Source organism: Nitrosomonas sp. TNE100 (assembly GCF_055387135.1).
Map to the genome: position 1 here is coordinate 2,457,727 of NZ_AP040997.1, position 18,287 is coordinate 2,476,013.

General features: G+C 51.0%; 21 protein-coding genes, 1 other RNA gene and 1 other annotated feature. Of the genes, 12 read left to right on the forward strand and 10 right to left on the reverse strand.

What is annotated here, in order from left to right; genetic code table 11:
- Genes ACZ5EJ_RS11735 through ACZ5EJ_RS11745 form a run of 3 tightly spaced genes read right to left on the reverse strand, consistent with a single transcriptional unit; the run spans position 1 to position 1,568 of the window.
- Positions 1-390, reverse strand: coding sequence for a hypothetical protein (locus tag ACZ5EJ_RS11735; protein WP_464557170.1), 390 nt, complete (start codon positions 388-390; stop codon positions 1-3).
- Entirely contained in the window at positions 387-1,367 is a 981-nt protein-coding gene (locus ACZ5EJ_RS11740) for a hypothetical protein (RefSeq protein WP_464557172.1), read from the reverse strand. The genes ACZ5EJ_RS11735 and ACZ5EJ_RS11740 overlap by 4 nt, the downstream gene beginning before the upstream one ends.
- A gap of 3 nt (positions 1,368-1,370) precedes the next feature.
- Positions 1,371-1,568, reverse strand: coding sequence for a hypothetical protein (locus tag ACZ5EJ_RS11745; RefSeq protein WP_464557174.1), 198 nt, complete (start codon positions 1,566-1,568; stop codon positions 1,371-1,373).
- Between ACZ5EJ_RS11745 and ACZ5EJ_RS11750 the strand changes: the two genes are divergently transcribed.
- Positions 1,567-2,795, forward strand: a protein-coding gene (locus tag ACZ5EJ_RS11750) for an IS3 family transposase (RefSeq protein ID WP_464556777.1) whose coding sequence is annotated in 2 segments (ribosomal slippage) — positions 1,567-1,846 and positions 1,846-2,795 — 1,230 coding nt in all. Because the reading frame shifts where the segments join, the coding sequence is not laid out codon by codon here. The genes ACZ5EJ_RS11745 and ACZ5EJ_RS11750 overlap by 2 nt on opposite strands.
- Positions 1,845-1,961 (forward strand) — a sequence feature (AL1L pseudoknot). (Overlaps the previous gene by 117 nt.)
- A 2-nt stretch (positions 2,796-2,797) precedes the next feature.
- On the opposite strand, the gene ACZ5EJ_RS11755 is transcribed toward ACZ5EJ_RS11750, so the two are convergent.
- The 5 genes from ACZ5EJ_RS11755 to ACZ5EJ_RS11775 form a co-directional block, all read right to left on the reverse strand.
- Positions 2,798-3,193 carry a type IV toxin-antitoxin system AbiEi family antitoxin domain-containing protein gene (locus ACZ5EJ_RS11755; protein ID WP_464557176.1) on the reverse strand — a complete coding sequence of 132 codons (396 nt, stop codon included), beginning with the start codon at positions 3,191-3,193 and terminating at the stop codon, positions 2,798-2,800.
- A 348-nt stretch (positions 3,194-3,541) separates the two neighbouring features.
- Positions 3,542-3,902, reverse strand: a transfer-messenger RNA (tmRNA) gene (gene ssrA, locus ACZ5EJ_RS11760).
- A gap of 67 nt (positions 3,903-3,969) precedes the next feature.
- Positions 3,970-4,620, reverse strand: coding sequence for an HAD family hydrolase (locus ACZ5EJ_RS11765; protein ID WP_011635466.1), 651 nt, complete (start codon positions 4,618-4,620; stop codon positions 3,970-3,972).
- 28 nt (positions 4,621-4,648) lie between these two features.
- Positions 4,649-5,353 (reverse strand): bifunctional 2-polyprenyl-6-hydroxyphenol methylase/3-demethylubiquinol 3-O-methyltransferase UbiG, encoded by a 705-nt coding sequence (gene ubiG, locus ACZ5EJ_RS11770; RefSeq protein WP_464557178.1) that lies wholly within the window; start codon positions 5,351-5,353, stop codon positions 4,649-4,651.
- Positions 5,354-5,581: 228 nt separating this feature from the next.
- Positions 5,582-6,277 carry an OmpA family protein gene (locus tag ACZ5EJ_RS11775; protein ID WP_074456412.1) on the reverse strand — a complete coding sequence of 232 codons (696 nt, stop codon included), beginning with the start codon at positions 6,275-6,277 and terminating at the stop codon, positions 5,582-5,584.
- A gap of 358 nt (positions 6,278-6,635) precedes the next feature.
- Between ACZ5EJ_RS11775 and ACZ5EJ_RS11780 the strand changes: the two genes are divergently transcribed.
- Genes ACZ5EJ_RS11780 through mutM form a run of 4 tightly spaced genes read left to right on the forward strand, consistent with a single transcriptional unit; the run spans position 6,636 to position 10,374 of the window.
- Entirely contained in the window at positions 6,636-7,394 is a 759-nt protein-coding gene (locus tag ACZ5EJ_RS11780; protein ID WP_464557180.1) for an ABC transporter ATP-binding protein, read from the forward strand.
- Positions 7,391-8,137 carry an ABC transporter permease gene (locus tag ACZ5EJ_RS11785; RefSeq protein WP_464557182.1) on the forward strand — a complete coding sequence of 249 codons (747 nt, stop codon included), beginning with the start codon at positions 7,391-7,393 and terminating at the stop codon, positions 8,135-8,137. The genes ACZ5EJ_RS11780 and ACZ5EJ_RS11785 overlap by 4 nt, the downstream gene beginning before the upstream one ends.
- Before the next feature lie 23 nt (positions 8,138-8,160).
- Complete coding sequence (locus ACZ5EJ_RS11790) at positions 8,161-9,513, forward strand: GldG family protein (protein WP_464557184.1); 1,353 nt, start codon at positions 8,161-8,163, stop codon at positions 9,511-9,513.
- Between the two features lie 45 nt (positions 9,514-9,558).
- Entirely contained in the window at positions 9,559-10,374 is an 816-nt protein-coding gene (mutM, locus tag ACZ5EJ_RS11795) for a bifunctional DNA-formamidopyrimidine glycosylase/DNA-(apurinic or apyrimidinic site) lyase (RefSeq protein WP_464557186.1), read from the forward strand.
- A 34-nt stretch (positions 10,375-10,408) separates the two neighbouring features.
- On the opposite strand, the gene ACZ5EJ_RS11800 is transcribed toward mutM, so the two are convergent.
- Entirely contained in the window at positions 10,409-11,059 is a 651-nt protein-coding gene (locus ACZ5EJ_RS11800) for a DsbA family protein (protein ID WP_464557188.1), read from the reverse strand.
- The gene (gene typA / locus ACZ5EJ_RS11805; RefSeq protein WP_011635474.1) at positions 11,059-12,873 is read right to left on the reverse strand and encodes a translational GTPase TypA; all 1,815 of its coding nucleotides are present in this window, start codon (positions 12,871-12,873) and stop codon (positions 11,059-11,061) included. The genes ACZ5EJ_RS11800 and typA overlap by 1 nt, the downstream gene beginning before the upstream one ends.
- Positions 12,874-13,005: 132 nt before the next feature.
- Between typA and ACZ5EJ_RS11810 the strand changes: the two genes are divergently transcribed.
- The 7 genes from ACZ5EJ_RS11810 (at position 13,006) to ACZ5EJ_RS11840 (ending at position 18,261) form a co-directional block, all read left to right on the forward strand.
- Positions 13,006-13,611, forward strand: a complete 606-nt coding sequence (locus tag ACZ5EJ_RS11810; protein ID WP_464557190.1) for a riboflavin synthase — start codon at positions 13,006-13,008, stop codon at positions 13,609-13,611.
- On the forward strand, positions 13,608-14,717 hold the full coding sequence (ribBA, locus tag ACZ5EJ_RS11815; RefSeq protein WP_464557192.1) for a bifunctional 3,4-dihydroxy-2-butanone-4-phosphate synthase/GTP cyclohydrolase II: 1,110 nt from the start codon (positions 13,608-13,610) through the stop codon (positions 14,715-14,717). The genes ACZ5EJ_RS11810 and ribBA overlap by 4 nt, the downstream gene beginning before the upstream one ends.
- A gap of 226 nt (positions 14,718-14,943) precedes the next feature.
- A complete protein-coding gene (ribH, locus tag ACZ5EJ_RS11820; protein ID WP_464557194.1) occupies positions 14,944-15,441 on the forward strand; it encodes a 6,7-dimethyl-8-ribityllumazine synthase in 498 nt (165 codons plus the stop codon).
- Positions 15,438-15,941: a transcription antitermination factor NusB gene (gene nusB, locus ACZ5EJ_RS11825; protein WP_464557196.1), complete on the forward strand. Its 504-nt coding sequence runs from the start codon at positions 15,438-15,440 to the stop codon at positions 15,939-15,941. Before ribH ends, nusB begins: the two co-directional genes overlap by 4 nt.
- Before the next feature lie 274 nt (positions 15,942-16,215).
- Positions 16,216-17,202 (forward strand): thiamine-phosphate kinase, encoded by a 987-nt coding sequence (gene thiL / locus ACZ5EJ_RS11830; protein ID WP_464557198.1) that lies wholly within the window; start codon positions 16,216-16,218, stop codon positions 17,200-17,202.
- Positions 17,180-17,722 carry a phosphatidylglycerophosphatase A family protein gene (locus tag ACZ5EJ_RS11835; RefSeq protein ID WP_011635480.1) on the forward strand — a complete coding sequence of 181 codons (543 nt, stop codon included), beginning with the start codon at positions 17,180-17,182 and terminating at the stop codon, positions 17,720-17,722. The genes thiL and ACZ5EJ_RS11835 overlap by 23 nt, the downstream gene beginning before the upstream one ends.
- A complete protein-coding gene (locus ACZ5EJ_RS11840; protein ID WP_074684584.1) occupies positions 17,719-18,261 on the forward strand; it encodes a CinA family protein in 543 nt (180 codons plus the stop codon). The genes ACZ5EJ_RS11835 and ACZ5EJ_RS11840 overlap by 4 nt, the downstream gene beginning before the upstream one ends.
- Positions 18,262-18,287 lie beyond the last annotated feature (26 nt).

Below are 18,287 nucleotides of genomic sequence, written 5' to 3' on the forward strand. Positions count from 1 at the left end.
CTACCCCAGCAGGCCGGACACGATGCGGGTGTAGCCCCCGGCGTAGAGCGTGGTCGACGGGAGGCGCAATTCGCCTGTGCCGCTCAGGTCGGACACGTCGCAGTCCCAGGCCAGCGTACCGTCGCCATTGACGATGCGCGCCCAGGTCGCCTCGCCGCTGGTTTGAATCAGGGCTTCGCCGGTGGGCGTGATGGTCAGAATCCCGTCCTCCGCCTCGCCGATGGGCTCGACCAACACGATGGCGGCCAGCAGATCGCCGGTCGGGGCCGCGCCGAAGGATGGACGCACGCCGCCGTAGATCCGAACACAGGCGTTCTCCGTGCCGGTGGCCAGGAAGTTCACCACGGCGTTCAGGCGATAGTCGTTGAGCGCGTTCGAGATCTGGATCACGGTTGAGACTCCATCATGGTTTGCGCACGCAGGTTGTCGGCGATGACGGCGCGATGCTGTCGTGCGTGGTCGAAAGCGATGACGAGGTAGCGAGGCACCGGATCGATGTGATCGAACGAGTACGCGCCGGTACTGGCGTCGCTCCAGGTCTCACGCACCACGACGTAGGTGGCTTGATCGATCAACAGCACGCGCCGCTGAAGCGGCTCATCGGCGATCACGCCCTTCACGCGGTGCTTCACCGTGCCCGCAATGCGGTGGTTACCGTGGTAGTAGTGGTTGCGCTTGCCGAGCAGCGCGCGCAGGCCGCGATGGCTATAACGAAGCGCTGCTGCGTTGTCTGGGACGAGGACACGTTTCGCCAGTGCGACAGGGAGTCGACGATGCGCGGGTGGCGGCATGTCCTCCAGACCGCTGCTCACATCGCCTGCGACCCGATGCACGCGCAGCGTGATCCCGTAGCCGAAGATGCAGGGACGAAGGGACGGATACCAGCGCTTGAAGTCGCGCCAGACGATTTCACCGTCCACCGACAGTTGCAGAAGCCACACATCGAGATTCGCTTGGCGCTTGATCTCTAGCCGGATCGTGCGGCGCGCGCCAACCACAGCCCAGCCTGCCCACGCTTCGGTGACCTGTTCGTACTCAGAGCCGCCGCTTGTCCAGTACGAGTGGACCCAACTGCTGTTGTAGACGCAGAGGCGATGCCCTTCGTAGGTGCCCACCCCCGTCCAGAGCCAGAAACCGAAGTGCGGAGGCGGCGATGCCGATGCAACGATCTCCACGTCCATCTCGAACCAGAAGTCCGTGTTCAGCGGAGCGTCCGACAAGCGCCAAAAGCTCTGGGAGTTGTTGAACACGAGATCGGCGGACTCCTCCACTGCATTCCACGTGGTCGTGATCCCACCATTGCCACCGTTGCTTGAAAAGCCCGAAGGGATGCCGGAGGCGAAATCCTCCTCAAATGGATAGGCCACGGCTCACGGTCTCCACGGCCCGGTGATATCGAAGCAAAAGCCGCAGCTGTTGGTCTCGCTCGAGTACGAGGAGATCGTGACGTAGAGGAACTTGCGGTCTTCGTAGCCGATGACGTTGTCGATCATGGTCAGATGGCCGTAGGGCTGGTTGAACCGCCCCGGGTTTTGAGGAGGCTCCACTATCTGAGAAGATGGAGCCATGAACAAATCAAATAAATATTCCCCCGAAGTAAGAGCGCGCGCAGTCCGTCTGGTGCAGGAACACCGCAGTGAGTATCCCTCGTTGTGGTCGACGATTGAATCCATCGCGCCGAAGATCGGCTGTTCAGCCCACACATTGCTTGAATGGGTGCGCAAACACGAGACCGATACCGGCTTGCGAGACGGTGTGACCAGCGAAGAGCGCGACCGCATCAAAGCCCTGGAACGCGAAGTAAAGGAATTGCGCAAGGCGAATGAGATTCTGAAGCTGGCCAGCGCTTTTTTCGCTCAGGCGGAGCTCGACCGCAAACTCAAATCCTGAGATCGTTCATCGACCAGCACCGCGACGCCCATGGGGTCGAGCCGATCTGCAAGGTTTTGCAGGTCGCCCCATCAGGGTATCGGCGATATTTCGCGCAGCAGCGTAATCCGGCTTTGCGCAGTGCTCGCGTCCTGCGTGATGATGAACTGCTGCCGCAAATACAGCGGGTCTGGCAGACCAACATGCAGGTCTATGGTGCCGACAAGGTCTGGCGTCAGCTTAAGCGTGAAGATGTCCAGGTGGCACGCTGTACGGTCGAACGGCTCATGAAACGGTTAGGGCTGAAAGGCGCCAGGCGTGGCAAGGTTGTGCGCACCACAGTTCCGGACAAGGCGCTGCCGTGTCCACTGGATCGGGTTAACCGGCAATTCAAGGCAGATCGTCCGAACCAGTTGTGGGTGTCAGACTTCACCTATGTCTCGACCTGGCAAGGCTGGCTGTATGTGGCTTTCGTCATCGATGTATTTGCCCGGCGCATTGTGGGCTGGCAGGTGAGCAGCTCCATGCGCACGGACTTTGTGCTGGATGCCCTGGAACAAGCGCTGTATGCCCGGCAACCGGGGCGGATGGATGCCTTGGTACACCATAGCGACAGAGGCTCGCAATATGTCTCCATTCGCTATACCGAGCGACTCGCCGAAGCCGGAATAGAACCCTCGGTCGGCAGCAAGGGCGACAGCTACGACAACGCGCTGGCAGAAACCATCAATGGGCTGTACAAAACAGAATTGATTCACAAGCGCGCCCCCTGGAAAACCAGGGAGGCCGTGGAGCTGGCAACGCTGGAATGGGTAGCCTGGTTCAACAACCAGCGGCTGCTGGAACCAATCGGTTACATCCCTCCCGCAGAAGCTGAGGTAAACTACTATAGGCAATTCGCCAGGGAAGCCATTCCGGTGGCTTGACTTTAACCAAACAGCCTCCTCAAAACCCGGGGCGGTTCAGCACCAGAGAAACGGACGATGCGTAGCGGCGGGTAGTCCATCTTTGGCGAGCGGGCCTTGTTTGGAATGGCCAGCCAGACCTCGAACGGTGACTGCGTGGTGAGTTCATGTAGCCGAAGCGCTGACAGCAGGCAAATGATGGCTTGCGGGTGCTTGCTGGCTAACTCGGCTAGCGCAGCGTGTTCCGAGACGGGCCGATCCGGAATCGCGTACAGACCACGTCCAACCCGCTGCAGTAACCCTTGGCGCACTAGCCGCGTCAGGGCGACAGTCGGCAGCCCACGCTCATTGAGGTCGCATGGGCGGATAAGGCCACGTTGGGCGGCGAGATCCAGAATAGTCTGGTGCGAGCTTTCCATGCTGCAATAATGTTGCATTTTGTCGGTAGGCGTCAATAACTACCGACGAAATACAACGATCTTTGTTGCTTTTGCCCACCAATGCCGCAATCCAACCGCTTGATTCGTCCGCGCGTAACCCTTTGATCTGTATGGGCCTGCGTTGCGGCCTTTGCGGACTTCGGGCCACTTTCGGGGAGCGAGGTCGGAGCGAGGAATGGCCAGGAGAGAGTGGAATATGGCCCGGAACGGGCTGGAAGGCTGACCGGTGCAGTCCGCAGGCTTCCGCAGGAACCCCCAACAACACGCGGGAATCGGCGCGATCAGGCAAGAAAAAACCCCAACCGAGAACGGTTGGGGTTTCGTTATTGGTGGAGGCGGCGGGAATTGAACCCGCGTCCGCAAGTCCTCTACAGACAGTTCTACATACTTAGCCATGTTGTTTAATTTAACCTGGCATCCGCCAACCGGCAAGCTGATGATAGGCGAGTTACCTATTTTTTAACGCTTTGTAAAGTAACCCTGCAAAGCGCGATCCTCGTTAGTGACTCCACTGTCTGTTGCCAGACCCAGCGTTGAGGCCCACTGGCGTGGAGTTTAGCCGGATTAAGCGGCTAAAGCGTAGTTTTCGTCGTTTGCGACTATTTTTTTCTCAGCTGTTTTACGAGGGTACTGAACCTCGGTATGCCCTGCGCTGCTTTGCAACCCACGTCGAAACCGGATCGCCCCCGAACATGAATTCTTAATGTATAAGAGCTGGTGTGGCTCAGAAAGTTCAACCGGAAAATTGTAACAGATTAAATATACCGTAATAGATCACCTGGGTGGTTAATTAGTTCAAATGCTCCCCATGTTGCCGGTGGATCACCGGTGCCGAGATAACCATAAAGCGCTACAATCGGTTTTATTCCAGCAGCAAGGCTGGCTTGCACATCACGAATATCATCTCCCAGATAAATACAATGATCAGGAGCTACGTTTATCTGACGACAAGCAGTAAGCAATGGTTCCGGATGAGGCTTGGTGTAGGTAGTATCATCTCCACTGATAATACAGGCTGCACGGTGATGTAATCCAAGCAGGTGTATGAGCGGCCGAGTGAATCTTGCCGGCTTATTAGTGACGATTCCCCATGGGATGGCCTGATCATCCAGTTGTTCCAGTAATTCAGGGATACCTGGAAACAGGCGAGTATCCTGGCAAAGCTGTTCGGTATAAAAGGAGAGAAACTCCTCCCGCATGACCTGGTAACCGGGATCATCCGGTTTCAAACCAAAACCAAGATTCAACAACCCACGTGCGCCAGCAGACGCAACGGTACGGATCAGTTCGATCGACAGAGGCGGCTGATCATGCGCAATACGCTGCCTGTTGAGTGCGCGGCCAAGATCCGGTGCTGTGTCCGCAATGGTGCCGTCGAAATCGAACAGGACAGCTTTTCTGATCATCAGGAATATTTGATGTGCTTGTATTAAATCAGGCTTGGAATGTCATGATGTAGTTGACACTGGTATCAGCTTCCAGAGCATAGATTTTTGTGATTGGATTGTAGGTCATACCGATAATCCTGGACTCTATCAATCCGGCAGTACGCGCCATGCGCGCCAGTTCAGAAGGTTTAATAAATTTTGCGTACTCATGCGTTCCTCGTGGTAGCAATCGAAGAATATATTCAGCACCAATGATGGCATAAAGATACGCTTTCAGATTACGGTTCAAGGTCGAAAAAAATACCCATCCACCATTTTTTACAAGACGGGCACATGATTGAATGACGCTGGCAGGATCCGGTACATGTTCCAGCATCTCCATGCAGGTAACAATGTCATAATGCTGAGGAAGTTCCACCGCAAGCGCTTCCACAGTTATTTTACGATAATCAACCTGATGACCACTTTCCAGAAGATGTAATTTTGCTACTTTCAGCGCCTTGTCGCTCAGGTCAATCCCCGTCACCCTGGCACCACGTGCTGCCATGGATTCGGATAATATCCCGCCGCCACAACCGACATCGACAACTGTTTTTCCATCCAACCCTGCAATTTCGTCAATATAGTTCAACCGAAGTGGATTGATTTCATGCAACGGTTTGAATTCACTGTTTGGATCCCACCAGTGATGCGCCAGTTGACTGAATTTCTCCAGTTCCATTGGATCTGCGTTGATGCCATCATTTTTCATACAATAATTTGCCTGCAAATTTAACTGAAAAGATACTTTTGTCAATAACTGCATCCCTGTACAGTTTAGCTTTGTTCAGGGTATCAAGTTCTCGATTACCCAGCAATATCCGCTTGAACGATCAATGATTAATCGGACAGGACAGGGTCACTTTTCATGCTTTCATAGCCAAAAGCCCTGCACGCTGGCAGGGCTTTTAGGTGATCCACGTTGAATGCGCGGTAAATTTTAGTTAATGGTTTCTCTCGTACCAGCCACTTCAATTTCCACACGACGATCCGGTGCCAGGCAATTAATTAATGTTCTGGTTGCTTTAGTGCCCTGGCAAGAATCACCGGTAACCGGATTTGCTTTACCTTTACCGTCGGTAAAGATACGATCTGCACCGATTCCCTTGGAAACCAGATAGTTTTTGACGGCTTCTGCGCGTCTTACAGAAAGTTTCTTGTTATACGCTTCCGAGCCGATGCGGTCAGTATAGCCTACAGCAATGATCAAATCGTAATTCACCCCTTCCAGGTTTCTGGAAAAATCATCTAGCGCCTGCATACCGGCTGGTTTCAGAACAGCCTTGTCAAAATCAAACAATGCATCTGCTGAGAAAGATACTTTCTCAGGTTCAGTCACGACCGGCACTACCGGTGGCGGGGCCTCAACAACTTGCTCTGGTTGCTTGACCAGATCAGGATCACATTCATAAATAGCCTTGGCAGGTGTCCAGTAGCCGGTGCGCCAGCATAGGCCTGTTGAGTTTCTGGCGACAACCCCGTTATCATCCACAGCATAAGCTTCAGCTTTATCTGCCGCGCTGAAGCCTTGTCTTTGTTCTTCATGTAAATCAGCCATTACAATCCCGGATGCCAGCAATCCGGGCAAAATAACGGCTCCCATCAGATATTTCCTGGCTAATATCATTTTTTTCATGCTATTGTCCTTGTTCTTAAGTATAAAAACCTGTATCACAACCACCCACAATCACTTTTTTATACGATCATTCATACTGTTATGACTCTCCCGCTCGTCGTAATCAGATCAGCATTGCTCGCATACTACCGGCAACGATTATGAGTTGATCCTTTTATCTTTGTCAAACCGAAGTGTATCTTCTGCACAACACTGTATCAAACCACATAGCCCAATGTGGACAAACCTTCGCGCACTTTTAACGATACATACTCCATAAACGGCGCAGCAATTACAGAGTTAACCAAGATTGTCTTTTTAGCCGAAAAATCTGGCAGAGCAGGTAATATAATATGCAAATCTGATAATAAATATTGCCGTGACCCCAAATAATACATATCCAGTTATTGAGGCAGATGGTTTAAAACGCTGCTTCGGCCGTCATGTTGTCGTGCACGAGGTAAACCTGAAATTAGGCTGCGGGGATGTCCTCGGATTTCTGGGTCCAAATGGTGCCGGCAAAAGCACCACCATGCGGATGTTAACCGGGAATCTCGCACCCGACAGCGGGAGCGTCCGGATTTGCGGGGTAGATTTACTGAAAAATCCACTTGAGGCAAAACGTTATATTGGTTATCTGCCTGAAATACCTCCTCTCTATAAAGAATTGACAGTAGATGAGTATTTACAGTTTGCTGCTCGGCTGCACGGTCTTGCTAACATATCGGTACAGATCGCACTGGATGAGGTAAAACAACAATGTGAACTGAGTGATGTGGGAAAGCGGCTGATTGGTATTTTGTCGAAAGGCTATCAACAGCGGGTTGCAATTGCCCAGGCAATTATTCACCGGCCACGACTGATTATTATGGATGAGCCAACCGTCGGTCTTGATCCAAACCAGATACAAAAAGTACGCGCACTGATTCGCGAACTCGGTAAAACTCACGCCATCATTCTCTCCTCCCACATCCTCTCGGAAGTAGAAAGTGTATGTAACCGTGTACAAATCATGCACCGGGGCAGGCTGGTACTGGATGACAATCTGGACAACCTGAAACGGCGAAATATAAACCTGGAAAATATATTTACGCAACTCACGGCAGAGAATGCACCTGCCTGGGAATGGGCGCAATGACGATGTTTACTATCGCCAGCAAAGAACTCAAGTTGTTATTCGTATCATCGCTAGTGTGGGTTTTTCTGACAGTGATGCAACTGGTGCTGGCCTGGGTATTTCTGGGGCGACTAAATACCTTCCTCGAAATACAGCCTCAACTGGCACAGCTCGCCAATCCACCGGGTATAACTGAAGTAATCGTGGCACCGGTATTCTCCATAGCATCCATCGTACTCCTAGCGGTAACCCCCGTACTAAGCATGCGCTTATTCGCAGAAGAGCGCCGTAACCATACGCTGGTCATGCTGATTTCAGCACCGGTTTCCATACCAGCCATCGTGCTGGGCAAGTTTCTGGCACTCATGATTTTTTTCTGTCTGATACCGCTGTTAATAATCATGCTGTCCATTTCATTATTGACAGGGGGCATGCTGGATTTCGGGCTGCTGGGCAGTAATGTAATCGGGCTGATTTTGCTGGCAAGTTGTTTCGCTTCGCTGGGGCTGTATATTTCCAGCCTCACGTCCTATCCGGCCATTGCCGCGCTGGGCAGTCTGGGGGTGTTGCTGTGCTTATGGGTAATGGATATCGTGACCATCGAATCAGAAAGTGCTGTGCGCCATTTTTCCCTGTTCAGACATTTTGAAAACTTCAATATTGGTCTAATTGATACGTTCAGCCTGACTTTTCTTCTTCTTTTTGCCATCACCTTTCTGGTGCTGACCATATACCATCTGGATGGGGAGCGGCTGAATGGCTAAGTTTCTGATCCAACCGGTTTTTTATGACCACGTTTAACAAAAAATCAGGATTACGATCCCGCTGGCAAAACAGTCTATTCATTGCCTTGTTCCTGGTATTAACGGGCGTGTTGGGTTATCTCGCGCTGGAGTTTCGTACACAGTGGGATCTCAGTCAGAATAATCGCAACAGCTTGAGCCAGGCCAGCATCGATATATTGCAAAAGTTTGACGGCCCGGTACAAATTACCGTTTATGCAACACAACAGGATTTGCAACTGGGCGATATTCGCGGAATCATCAGCAACTTCGTCAGCGTTTATCAACGAATTAAACCGGATCTGATCCTGAATTTCATTGATCCGGTAGAACAGCCGCAGCAGGCGCAAAGCGCAGGTGTCAGACTTAATGGCGAAATCGTCATCAGTTTCAAGGAACGCAAAGAGCGTCTTGCCACCATTAACGAACAGGCATTTTCGAATGCATTGGTTCGATTGGCGCGCACCGAAAAAAAACAGTTGCTGGTATTGTCTGGCCATGGCGAACGAAAAATGGATGGTGTCGCCCAGCGTGATATGGGGAATTTTAACAAGAAGTTGCTGGAAATCGGTTTCGAAAGCAAACCTTTCAGCTTTACCGATCAACCAGAGATTCCAGATACCGGCATACTGATTATTGCATCCCCGCAGACTGAACTGCTGGAAGGAGAGGTGAAAAAGATACTGGATTACCTTGCCAAAGGTGGAAATTTGCTGTGGCTGGTGGATACAGGCCCCCTGCATGGATTGCTGCCGCTGGCTGAAAAACTCGGCATTGTATTGACACCCGGCGTGGTGGTTGATCCCCAGGCAGATCGGCTGAGAGTACCATCAACGTTTGCGCTGGGAACCCTTTACGGCGCACATGCTGTAACAGAAAACTTTGATTTCATTACGGTATTTCCTTTTGCTCGCCAGCTCATCCCCGAGGAAAATACCGATTGGCGCAGTGTCACTCTGGCAGAAGCAGCCCCGCAGGGTTGGGTGGAAACTGGCCCGCTGGAAGGTGAAATCAGTTTTGATGAGGAAAATGATGTTGCAGGTCCGGTGGAGATCGCCGTCGCATTGAACCGGGTGGTAGAAGACCGCGAACAACGGGTTGTCGTCGTTGGCAGCGGACATTTCCTGGCCAACAGTTATCTCGGTAACGGCGGCAACCTGGATTTGGGTATGAATATGATCAACTGGCTCGCCGGAGATGAGTCATTTATCTCGATTCAGCCGCGTGTCACCATCGACAGCCGACTGGAGCTGAGTGAGCTGCAATTAACCCTGATCGCCACTGGTTTTCTCATCGCTCTGCCACTGATATTTCTTGTAAGTGGACTCTTCATCAGCTGGTACCGCAAACGCAGATGACGTGTAATCCAGTTTCTGCTGTTTGCTACAAATTTTTGTCAGATCATGCCGGAACTGCCTGAAGTCGAAGTCACCCGGCGTGGAATAGACGCCCACCTGGCCGGCAGATACATTACACAGGTAAAAATACGGAATTACGCTTTACGCTGGCCAGTATCACCTGAATTGATCACACTGCTCCCCGGTCAAAGAATTAACACCATTACCAGACGAGCAAAATATCTTCTGTTTGCTTGCAGCAAAGGCACACTTATCACACATTTGGGCATGTCGGGCAGTTTGCGCGTACTACCTGTATCCACACCGTCATTACTGCATGATCATTTTGAACTGTGGCTGGATAATGAAAAAATGCTGCGTTTTCGTGATCCTCGACGGTTTGGTGCGATACTGTGGTGGGACGGGGATGTTCGCCAACATCCATTATTGCAAAAGTTGGGCCCTGAACCCCTGAGTGATGCTTTTAATGGATTGTTTCTGCATGAAAAAATACAAAAGCGCAATATCAGCATCAAAGAAGCACTCATGAATCAGCATATCGTGGTCGGCATAGGTAACATTTATGCTAATGAAGCCTTGTTTCATGCCGGTATTTCTCCCCTGATTGCCGCAGGCAGTCTGAGTACGGCGCTTTGTGCGAGATTGGTTGATGCTGTCAAGATGACCTTGCAGCGTGCAATTGAAGCAGGCGGGAGCAGTTTGCGCGATTTTACTGATTGCGATGGTAGCCCAGGTTGCTTTCAGCAACAATATTGGGTGTACGGGCGAACAGGGCAGCCATGCCGGAAATGTGGCGCACTTGTGAGTAAAACTCGCCAGGGACAACGATCCAGCTTTTTCTGTGCGCAGTGCCAAAAATAAAAAAGCCAGTCAAAGATTCAGCTCACGAGCTTAATCAAACCTCATGCTGCTGCAACCAGGTATCCAGCAATCGGCGCAGTGATTCAATCGGACGATAACCTGTGGTGATCAAATGGCGATCTGTTCCGCTTTCGGCCACAAGTGCCGGAAACCCGCTTATACCCCATTGTGCAGCACGATGGAAACCAGCCAAAGTTTGTTGTTTCGCCTCTTCCGATTGAAACACCGAAGCAAACTGCAATGCCGATATATCCAGATCAGCAGCAAGTTTTGCCAGGACGGAAAATTGCGTCACGTCTTTTTGTTCGACATAAAAAGCGTGCTGTATCGCAGCAAAAAGGGGAAATATTTTTTCCGATTCGATCAATGACATACTGACAACGCTCCGACAGGCAGGTTCAGTATCGTAAATGAATCCTTCCGGCAGGGCATTTTCAAAGGTAAAAGGTTGGCCAGTCTTGGTATGCACCGTATGCCAATGCTGCAGAATTCGTGCTTTTTTTTCTGGTAAAAGCGACATATTCGTTCCTGGCCGCAGCCCTCCGGGCATCAATTCTACCGTCAAGGATGCCGAATATTCCTGCCTAATTTGCTCGATAACCGGCGCAAACCCCCAGCACCATGAGCACATGGGGTCAGCGATATACCATAGAACCAATTTTTTATATCTGTTCCCAGGAAACATCAGGCAACGGAGCGGCCCGCCCGTTTACGCTCGTGTTCCAGCAGGAAACGTTTACGGATACGGATACTTTTTGGAGTAATTTCAACCAACTCATCATCCGTAATGAATTCAACTGCTGATTCCAATGTCAACTGAATCGGGGGTGTCAGCACAACCGCCTCATCATGGCCGGATGCCCGGATATTAGTCAGTTGTTTACCTTTGATCGGGTTAACGACGAGATCATTCTCACGGGTATGTATGCCAATCACCATCCCTTCATAAACCGGCTCACCGGGGCTGACAAACATGCGGCCGCGCTCCTGTAGCTTCCAGAGCGCGTAAGCCACTACCTCACCATATTCTGCCGAGATCAGCACACCATTTTTACGTGAAGCAATATCCGGCCGCATCGGTGCATATTCATCGAAGATATGGCTTATGATGCCAGTGCCGCGCGTCAGTGTCATAAATTCGGATTGGAATCCAATCAGGCCGCGTGCAGGAATACGATAATCCAGCCTAACCCGGCCACGCCCGTCACTTATCATATCCAGCAGATCACCACGGCGTGTTCCCAATGTCTCCATCACCGCTCCCTGGTGGGTTTCATCAATATCAATCGTCAATATCTCGAACGGTTCGCACTTAACGCCATCAATTTCCCGGATAACCACCTTGGGGCGAGACACCGCCAGCTCATAACCTTCCCGACGCATGTTTTCAAGCAGAATTGTCAAATGCAGCTCACCACGCCCAGAAACAAGAAATGAATCGGTTTCGCCGGTTTCTTCCAGCTTCAATGCAACATTGGTCAGCAATTCTTTTTCAAGGCGCTCGCGCAACTGGCGGCTGGTAATAAATTTACCCTCCTTGCCGGCAAAAGGTGAAGTATTGACCTGAAAATTCATTGAAAGCGTTGGTTCATCAACCTTCGGCATCGGCAAAGCTTCCGGGCGATCAGTATCCGCCAGCGTCGTGCCAATACTGAGCTCATCAATCCCGCTGATCAACACAATTTCGCCCGCAGCTGCTTCACTCAACTGAACCCGATCCAGTCCGCTAAAAGCAGATATCTGGTTGACACGCGCTTTTTTAGGTGTTTGTCCACCCGTCATTACCATCACTTCCTGCCCCGATTTCAGACGACCCCGGCTGATTCTGCCAATACCAAGACGCCCAACAAAACTGGAATAATCAAGCGCACTGATTTGCAGTTGCAGCGGCTGATCAGGATCTCCTGTCGGTGCGGGAACATGCTTGAGTATCAGATCAAACAGCGGACGCATATCGCTGCCAGGCTGTTTGGGATCCGATGTGGCATAACCGTTGAGTCCGGAAGCGTAGATCACCGGGAAATCCAGTTGTTCTTCGGTAGCATTCAATTTATCGAACAAATCGAATGTCTGGTTCACCACCCAATCCGGCCGGGCACCGGGACGGTCTATCTTGTTAATCACCACAATCGGGCACAAACCGGCTGCCAGCGCCTTGCGAGTGACGAAACGGGTTTGCGGCATAGGGCCCTCAACCGCATCCACCAGCAACAACACACCATCCACCATTGACAGCACACGCTCGACTTCTCCGCCAAAATCGGCGTGGCCCGGGGTATCCACAATATTGATATGTACGCCGGCATAATCGATTGCACAATTTTTGGAAAAAATCGTGATTCCGCGTTCGCGCTCAATATCATCAGAATCCATCACCCGTTCAGCAATGGTCTGGTGAGCAGCAAAGGTGCCGGCCTGATGCAGCAGCTTATCCACCATCGTGGTCTTGCCATGGTCCACATGGGCGATAATGGCGATATTACGGAGCAGGCGTGTCATAATTGAAAGTTCCTCGGAAATCGGCCCGGGCAATCCCGGATAAACTGTTGATTATAACAGTGTTCGAACTGTCAGACTGACCGGGGTATTATCTATTTACAATGGAATTTGTTTCAAAACTCGGGAAAAGGCATGTTTACTGGAATCATCAAAGCGGTTGGCCATATCAGGCACGTCTATCCCAAAGAAGACGCTGTTCGTATCCATATTGATCCCGGCAAGCTGGATCTCACAGATGTCACCATTGGGGATAGTATTGCCGTCAATGGTGCCTGTCTGACACTCACTGCATTTGAGGAAGGGTGCTTCACCGTCGATGTATCCGGTGAAACATTGAGTTGTACACATGGTCTGGATATTCCCGGCAATCCGGTCAACCTGGAAAAAGCGTTACGATTTTCTGATCGGCTCGATGGTCACCTGGTCAGCGGGCATGTGGAAGGAGTCGGCGAAGTTGTACAATTCACACAAGCAGGTGATCGCTGCCTGCTGGCAATCCAGCCGCCGCCACAATTGTTTAAATATATTATCCCCAAGGGGTCAATTACAGTCGATGGCGTCAGTCTTACGGTGAATCAGGTGGCATCTGAACGGGTTGAAATCAACCTTATTCCCCATACATTAGCCAATACAACTTTCAAACAGTTTGAGCCCGGCAAAAAAGTGAATCTAGAAACAGATATGATAGTGAAATACGTGGCACGTTTACTCGATCAGGCACAAGGCAAGCAATCATGACAATCTCATCGATTGAAGAAGTTCTGGCAGACTTCAAAAATGGAAAGATGGTTATCCTCATTGACGAGGAAAATCGTGAGAATGAGGGCGATCTGGTACTGGCGGCTGATTTTATTACGCCCGAAGCAATCAATTTCATGGCCAGATACGGCAGGGGATTGATCTGCCTGACATTGACAGAAGAGCGTTGCCGTCAGCTTAAGCTGCCCATGATGGTTGCCGACAATCATTCGCCATTGGGCACCAATTTCACTGCCTCCATTGAAGCAGCCAGCGGTGTAACAACCGGAATTTCCGCTGCCGATCGCGCCCGTACTGTTCAAACAGCCGTCCAAGCGGATGCTAAACCGGAAGATCTGGTTCAACCCGGCCATATTTTTCCGCTCAAAGCGCAGAAGGGTGGGGTGCTGGCACGCGCCGGCCATACCGAAGCTGGCTGTGATCTGGCGCGGCTGGCGGGTTTAACCGAGGCCGCAGTGATTTGCGAGATTCTGAAAGAAAACGGTGAAATGGCAAGGCTGCCAGATCTAATCGAATTCTCCGACGAGCACCATCTCAAGATCGGGACAATTGCTGATCTCATTCATTATCGCCGTCTCACAGAAAGCCTGGTCACACGAACGACTGAACGTCCCTTACAAACTGCTCACGGAGAATTTAGACTGATTGCCTACCATGATAAGATTGCCGGCGTCACTCATCTCGCGCTGGTAAAAGGGACATGGAATGCCGGTGAGGAAGTACTGGTACGAGTGCACGAACCGCTAACGGTGATTGATCTGCTGGAAATTGATGATTACACTCACTCCTGGAGTATTCATGATGCAATGGCAGCCATCACACATGCCGGAAAGGGCGTAGTCGTGCTGCTACAGCGCAAAAATGATGCCAGCATGTTAACTGAGCGGATTCTGCAAACCACACCGCATCCAGCGGATAAACCCGTATCGGATCTGCGCCATCATGGTATCGGTGCGCAGATTCTTAAAGATCTAGGAGTCAGTAAAATGCGCCTGCTGGCAACCCCTCGCAGAATGCCTAGTATGACCGGCTTTGGTCTGGAAGTTACCGGGTATCTGGAACCGGAAGATCGCGATCGCGTGTAAAAACCTGTTCAAAGTCTCGATCAAGGGATGCAGTGCAAGGCAAGGCAAAATTGAACGAGAAAGCGGAGCATACTTGAAATATGTGAGCATTTTGAGTTCAATTTCAACGCCGTAATGCGCCCTTCAGTGAGATATTGAACAGGTTCTAAGACACTTTTGCTATCAATTTCCGGCCACAAGGCCAATCAACCAACTTTAAAACAAAGAGCAGAGAGGTACGTCTTTTATGTCCTACTATGACAATATTCTCGAAATAGATTCAGATCTCAATGGAAACGGGCTGTGCATCGGTATTGTCATGAGCCGTTTCAATATTGATACGAGTGAAGGGTTGCTTGGCGCCTGCACAACGGAACTTGCCAAACTGGGCGTGCAGGAAGCAGATATCGTTCTGGTAACTGTACCCGGTGCGCTGGAGATTCCGCTTGCGCTACAAAAACTCGCCATATCTGACCGGTACGATGCCCTGATTGCTTTAGGTGCAGTTATTCATGGTGAAACCTATCATTTTGACGTAGTGGCCAATGAATCGGCACGCGGGCTGATAACAGTCGGACTAGAATACGACATCCCCATTGCAAATGGCATTCTTACAACGGATAACGAAGATCAAGCCACTGCCCGCATGACCGAAAAAGGGGCTGAAACCGCGCGTGTCGCGGTAGAAATGGCCAATCTGGCATTAACACTTGGCGAAATGGATCAATCCACCACCTCTTCATGATACCAACAGACACTGCGCCACCATCCAAACCAGCACAAGGACACAAAGGCTATAAAAATCGCCGGCGTCTGTCACGTGAACTGGCCTTGCAGGGAATTTACCAATGGCGTCTTGCCGGGGGGAATGCTCAGGAAATTGACCTGCAACTGCAACAGGTCAATTTTTACAGCAAAGCGGATGGTTCCTACTTTTCCGATTTGCTGCAGGGTGTACTGGAACATTCCCGTGATCTGGAAGCACAAATCCAAATTTATCTTGATCGGCAGCTGGCAGAACTAAGTCCGGTGGAATGTTCGATTCTCTTAATTGGTACCTATGAAATGGTGCATCATCCTGAAATACCCTGTCGGGCTATCATCAATGAGGCGATAGAACTGGCCAAGAGTTATGGCGGGACAGATGGGCACAAATACGTCAACGGTGTACTAGACAAACTGGCCGCCCAGTTGCGGGCTGTTGAACTTCAATCCAGCCCCGTCCGGAATAAGGATCCACACTAGACCCGGTCATTACGTCGATAGCAACACCTCTCTAAAAAATTGTTTAACCAAAATAGTCGACAGGAAAAGAGGGGGTAATTTATTTTGCCATTGCAAACGCTGTTTTCTTTTCCTTATCTGCGCTAGCCGCAACCCAGTGTGGCGTGGTAATCTCGTTTCTCTAGCACCATTACTGCTGGGGAGTTGCTTCCCGCCATCCGTCAACATCACACTCATGGTTGCAGTCCGCAATAATAGTTATCGATTTATCTAACTTTTCATAAATGGTGTAGCTATGAACTCCGAGTTTGACGTCATTAATCGCTATTTTTCCCGTCCCGTACGCAACGCGCTGCTGGGGCCGGGAGATGATGCCGCATTAATTACCTGCACACCAGGAATGGATTGGGCCGTATCGGTTGATACGCTGGTCTCGGGACGACATTTTTTCCTCGATATTGAGCCTTCTACACTGGGTCACAAGGTGCTTGCTGTCAATCTTTCCGATATGGCTGCCATGGGTGCTACACCGCGCTGGATAACGCTTTCTCTGACATTAACTGAAACACTCGCACAGGATGATGCCTGGCTCAAGGCTTTTTCCAGTGGGTTTTTCGCGCTGGCAGATCAGTATCAGATCGAGTTAATCGGCGGAGATACCACCAGCGGCCCACTCAATATTGGTGTACAGATCATTGGCGAAGTCGAGCAGGGCAAAGCCCTCCGGCGAAGTGACGCTAAGCCGGGAGATGATATCTGGGTATCCGGTTTTTTGGGAGACGCTGCCCTGGCGCTGCAATTCCTGCAACAGCGTATAACACTGACGGAGCAAGAGGCAACTCCTTGTCTAATCGCATTGTATACCCCCACACCGCGTGTTGTTCTTGGAAAAGCGCTGGTAAATGTAGCGCATAGTGCAATTGATATTTCCGATGGTCTGCTGGCTGATCTCGGCCATATTCTGGAACGATCCGATGTTGCCGCCACAGTTGATTTCGACCGCATTCCCTGCTCTCCGGCATTAAAAAACAAACTGCAACAGGAAAATGCCACTCGGCAATTGGCCATTGACTGTTTATTATCAGGCGGTGATGATTATGAACTGTGTTTCACCGCACCAGAAAACAGGCATGATGTCATTGCACAGCTTGCGCAGCAAACGGGCGTGAAACTCTCCCGCATCGGCAAAATCGTGCCGGGAAAAGGATTGGCCGTACTAAATGCCAATGATAACCCGCTAATTTTTAATAATAAAGGCTATGATCACTTCCTTACCCGATGACTATTCACCACGACGTCAAACGCCACTAAAACCAGATATTACCTTTGTGCATGTCCGGCTAGCGCATTTCATTGCAATGGGCGCTGGTGTCGGTCTCATCCGCTTCGCTCCGGGCACTTTTGGCACACTTGCCGCCATCCCTCTTTTCCAGCTTTTGGATTCGATCCTCGAACCCGTTTCAGTGCTGCTGATCCTTGATGTTTTTTTTATCCTGGGGATCTGGGCATGCGCAGTCACCGGACGAGCACTCAATTCACCCGATCATTCCGGTATGGTGTGGGATGAAATCGTCGCCTTCATGCTGGTGCTGTTTTTCACACCAACCCACTGGGTCTGGCAGCTGGCCGCTTTCCTGTTATTCCGGTTCTTCGATATTGTCAAACCTGCCCCCATTGGCTATCTGGACAGCAAACTCAAAGGTGGATTCGGCGTCATGCTGGATGACCTGCTGGCAGCGTTTTATACCCTGCTTTGCCTCGCAGGCTGGAAATCGATGGTGCTGTTCGAAAGCTACTTTTGAGCGCTTACCCAACCATTCCGGATGACGTAACGCTGCTGGAATTCGCCCGCCAAACCGGACAAACTCTCAAAAATAACGGGTTGAAGCTGGTTTCAGCAGAATCCTGCACCGGCGGCTGGATCGGGCAGATCGTCACCGCCATTTCCGGCAGCTCCGCCTGGTATGATTGCGGTTTCATTAGCTACAGCAATTTATCCAAGCAGCAGCTGCTGCGTGTACAACCACAAACGCTGACACAGTTTGGTGCGGTTTCCGAACAAATCGCACGGGAAATGGCGCAAGGTGCGCTCACGATGAGCCAGGCTCAGGTTGCAGTGTCCGTAACCGGCATCGCCGGCCCTACCGGCGGTTCCACAGAAAAACCGGTCGGCACCGTTTGTTTCGCCTGGATACTGGAGAATTCATCTACAACCGCTGCAAACAGCAAAACCTGCCGGTTCCGCGGTGATCGCGAAGCCATCCGGCGACAATCTGTCGCCACGGCACTGCAAGGTATCCTTGAACTACTGAAAAACGCTACGTCTCTATCCCTTACCTAAGCAGCAGGGTATCCCTGGCCATTGAA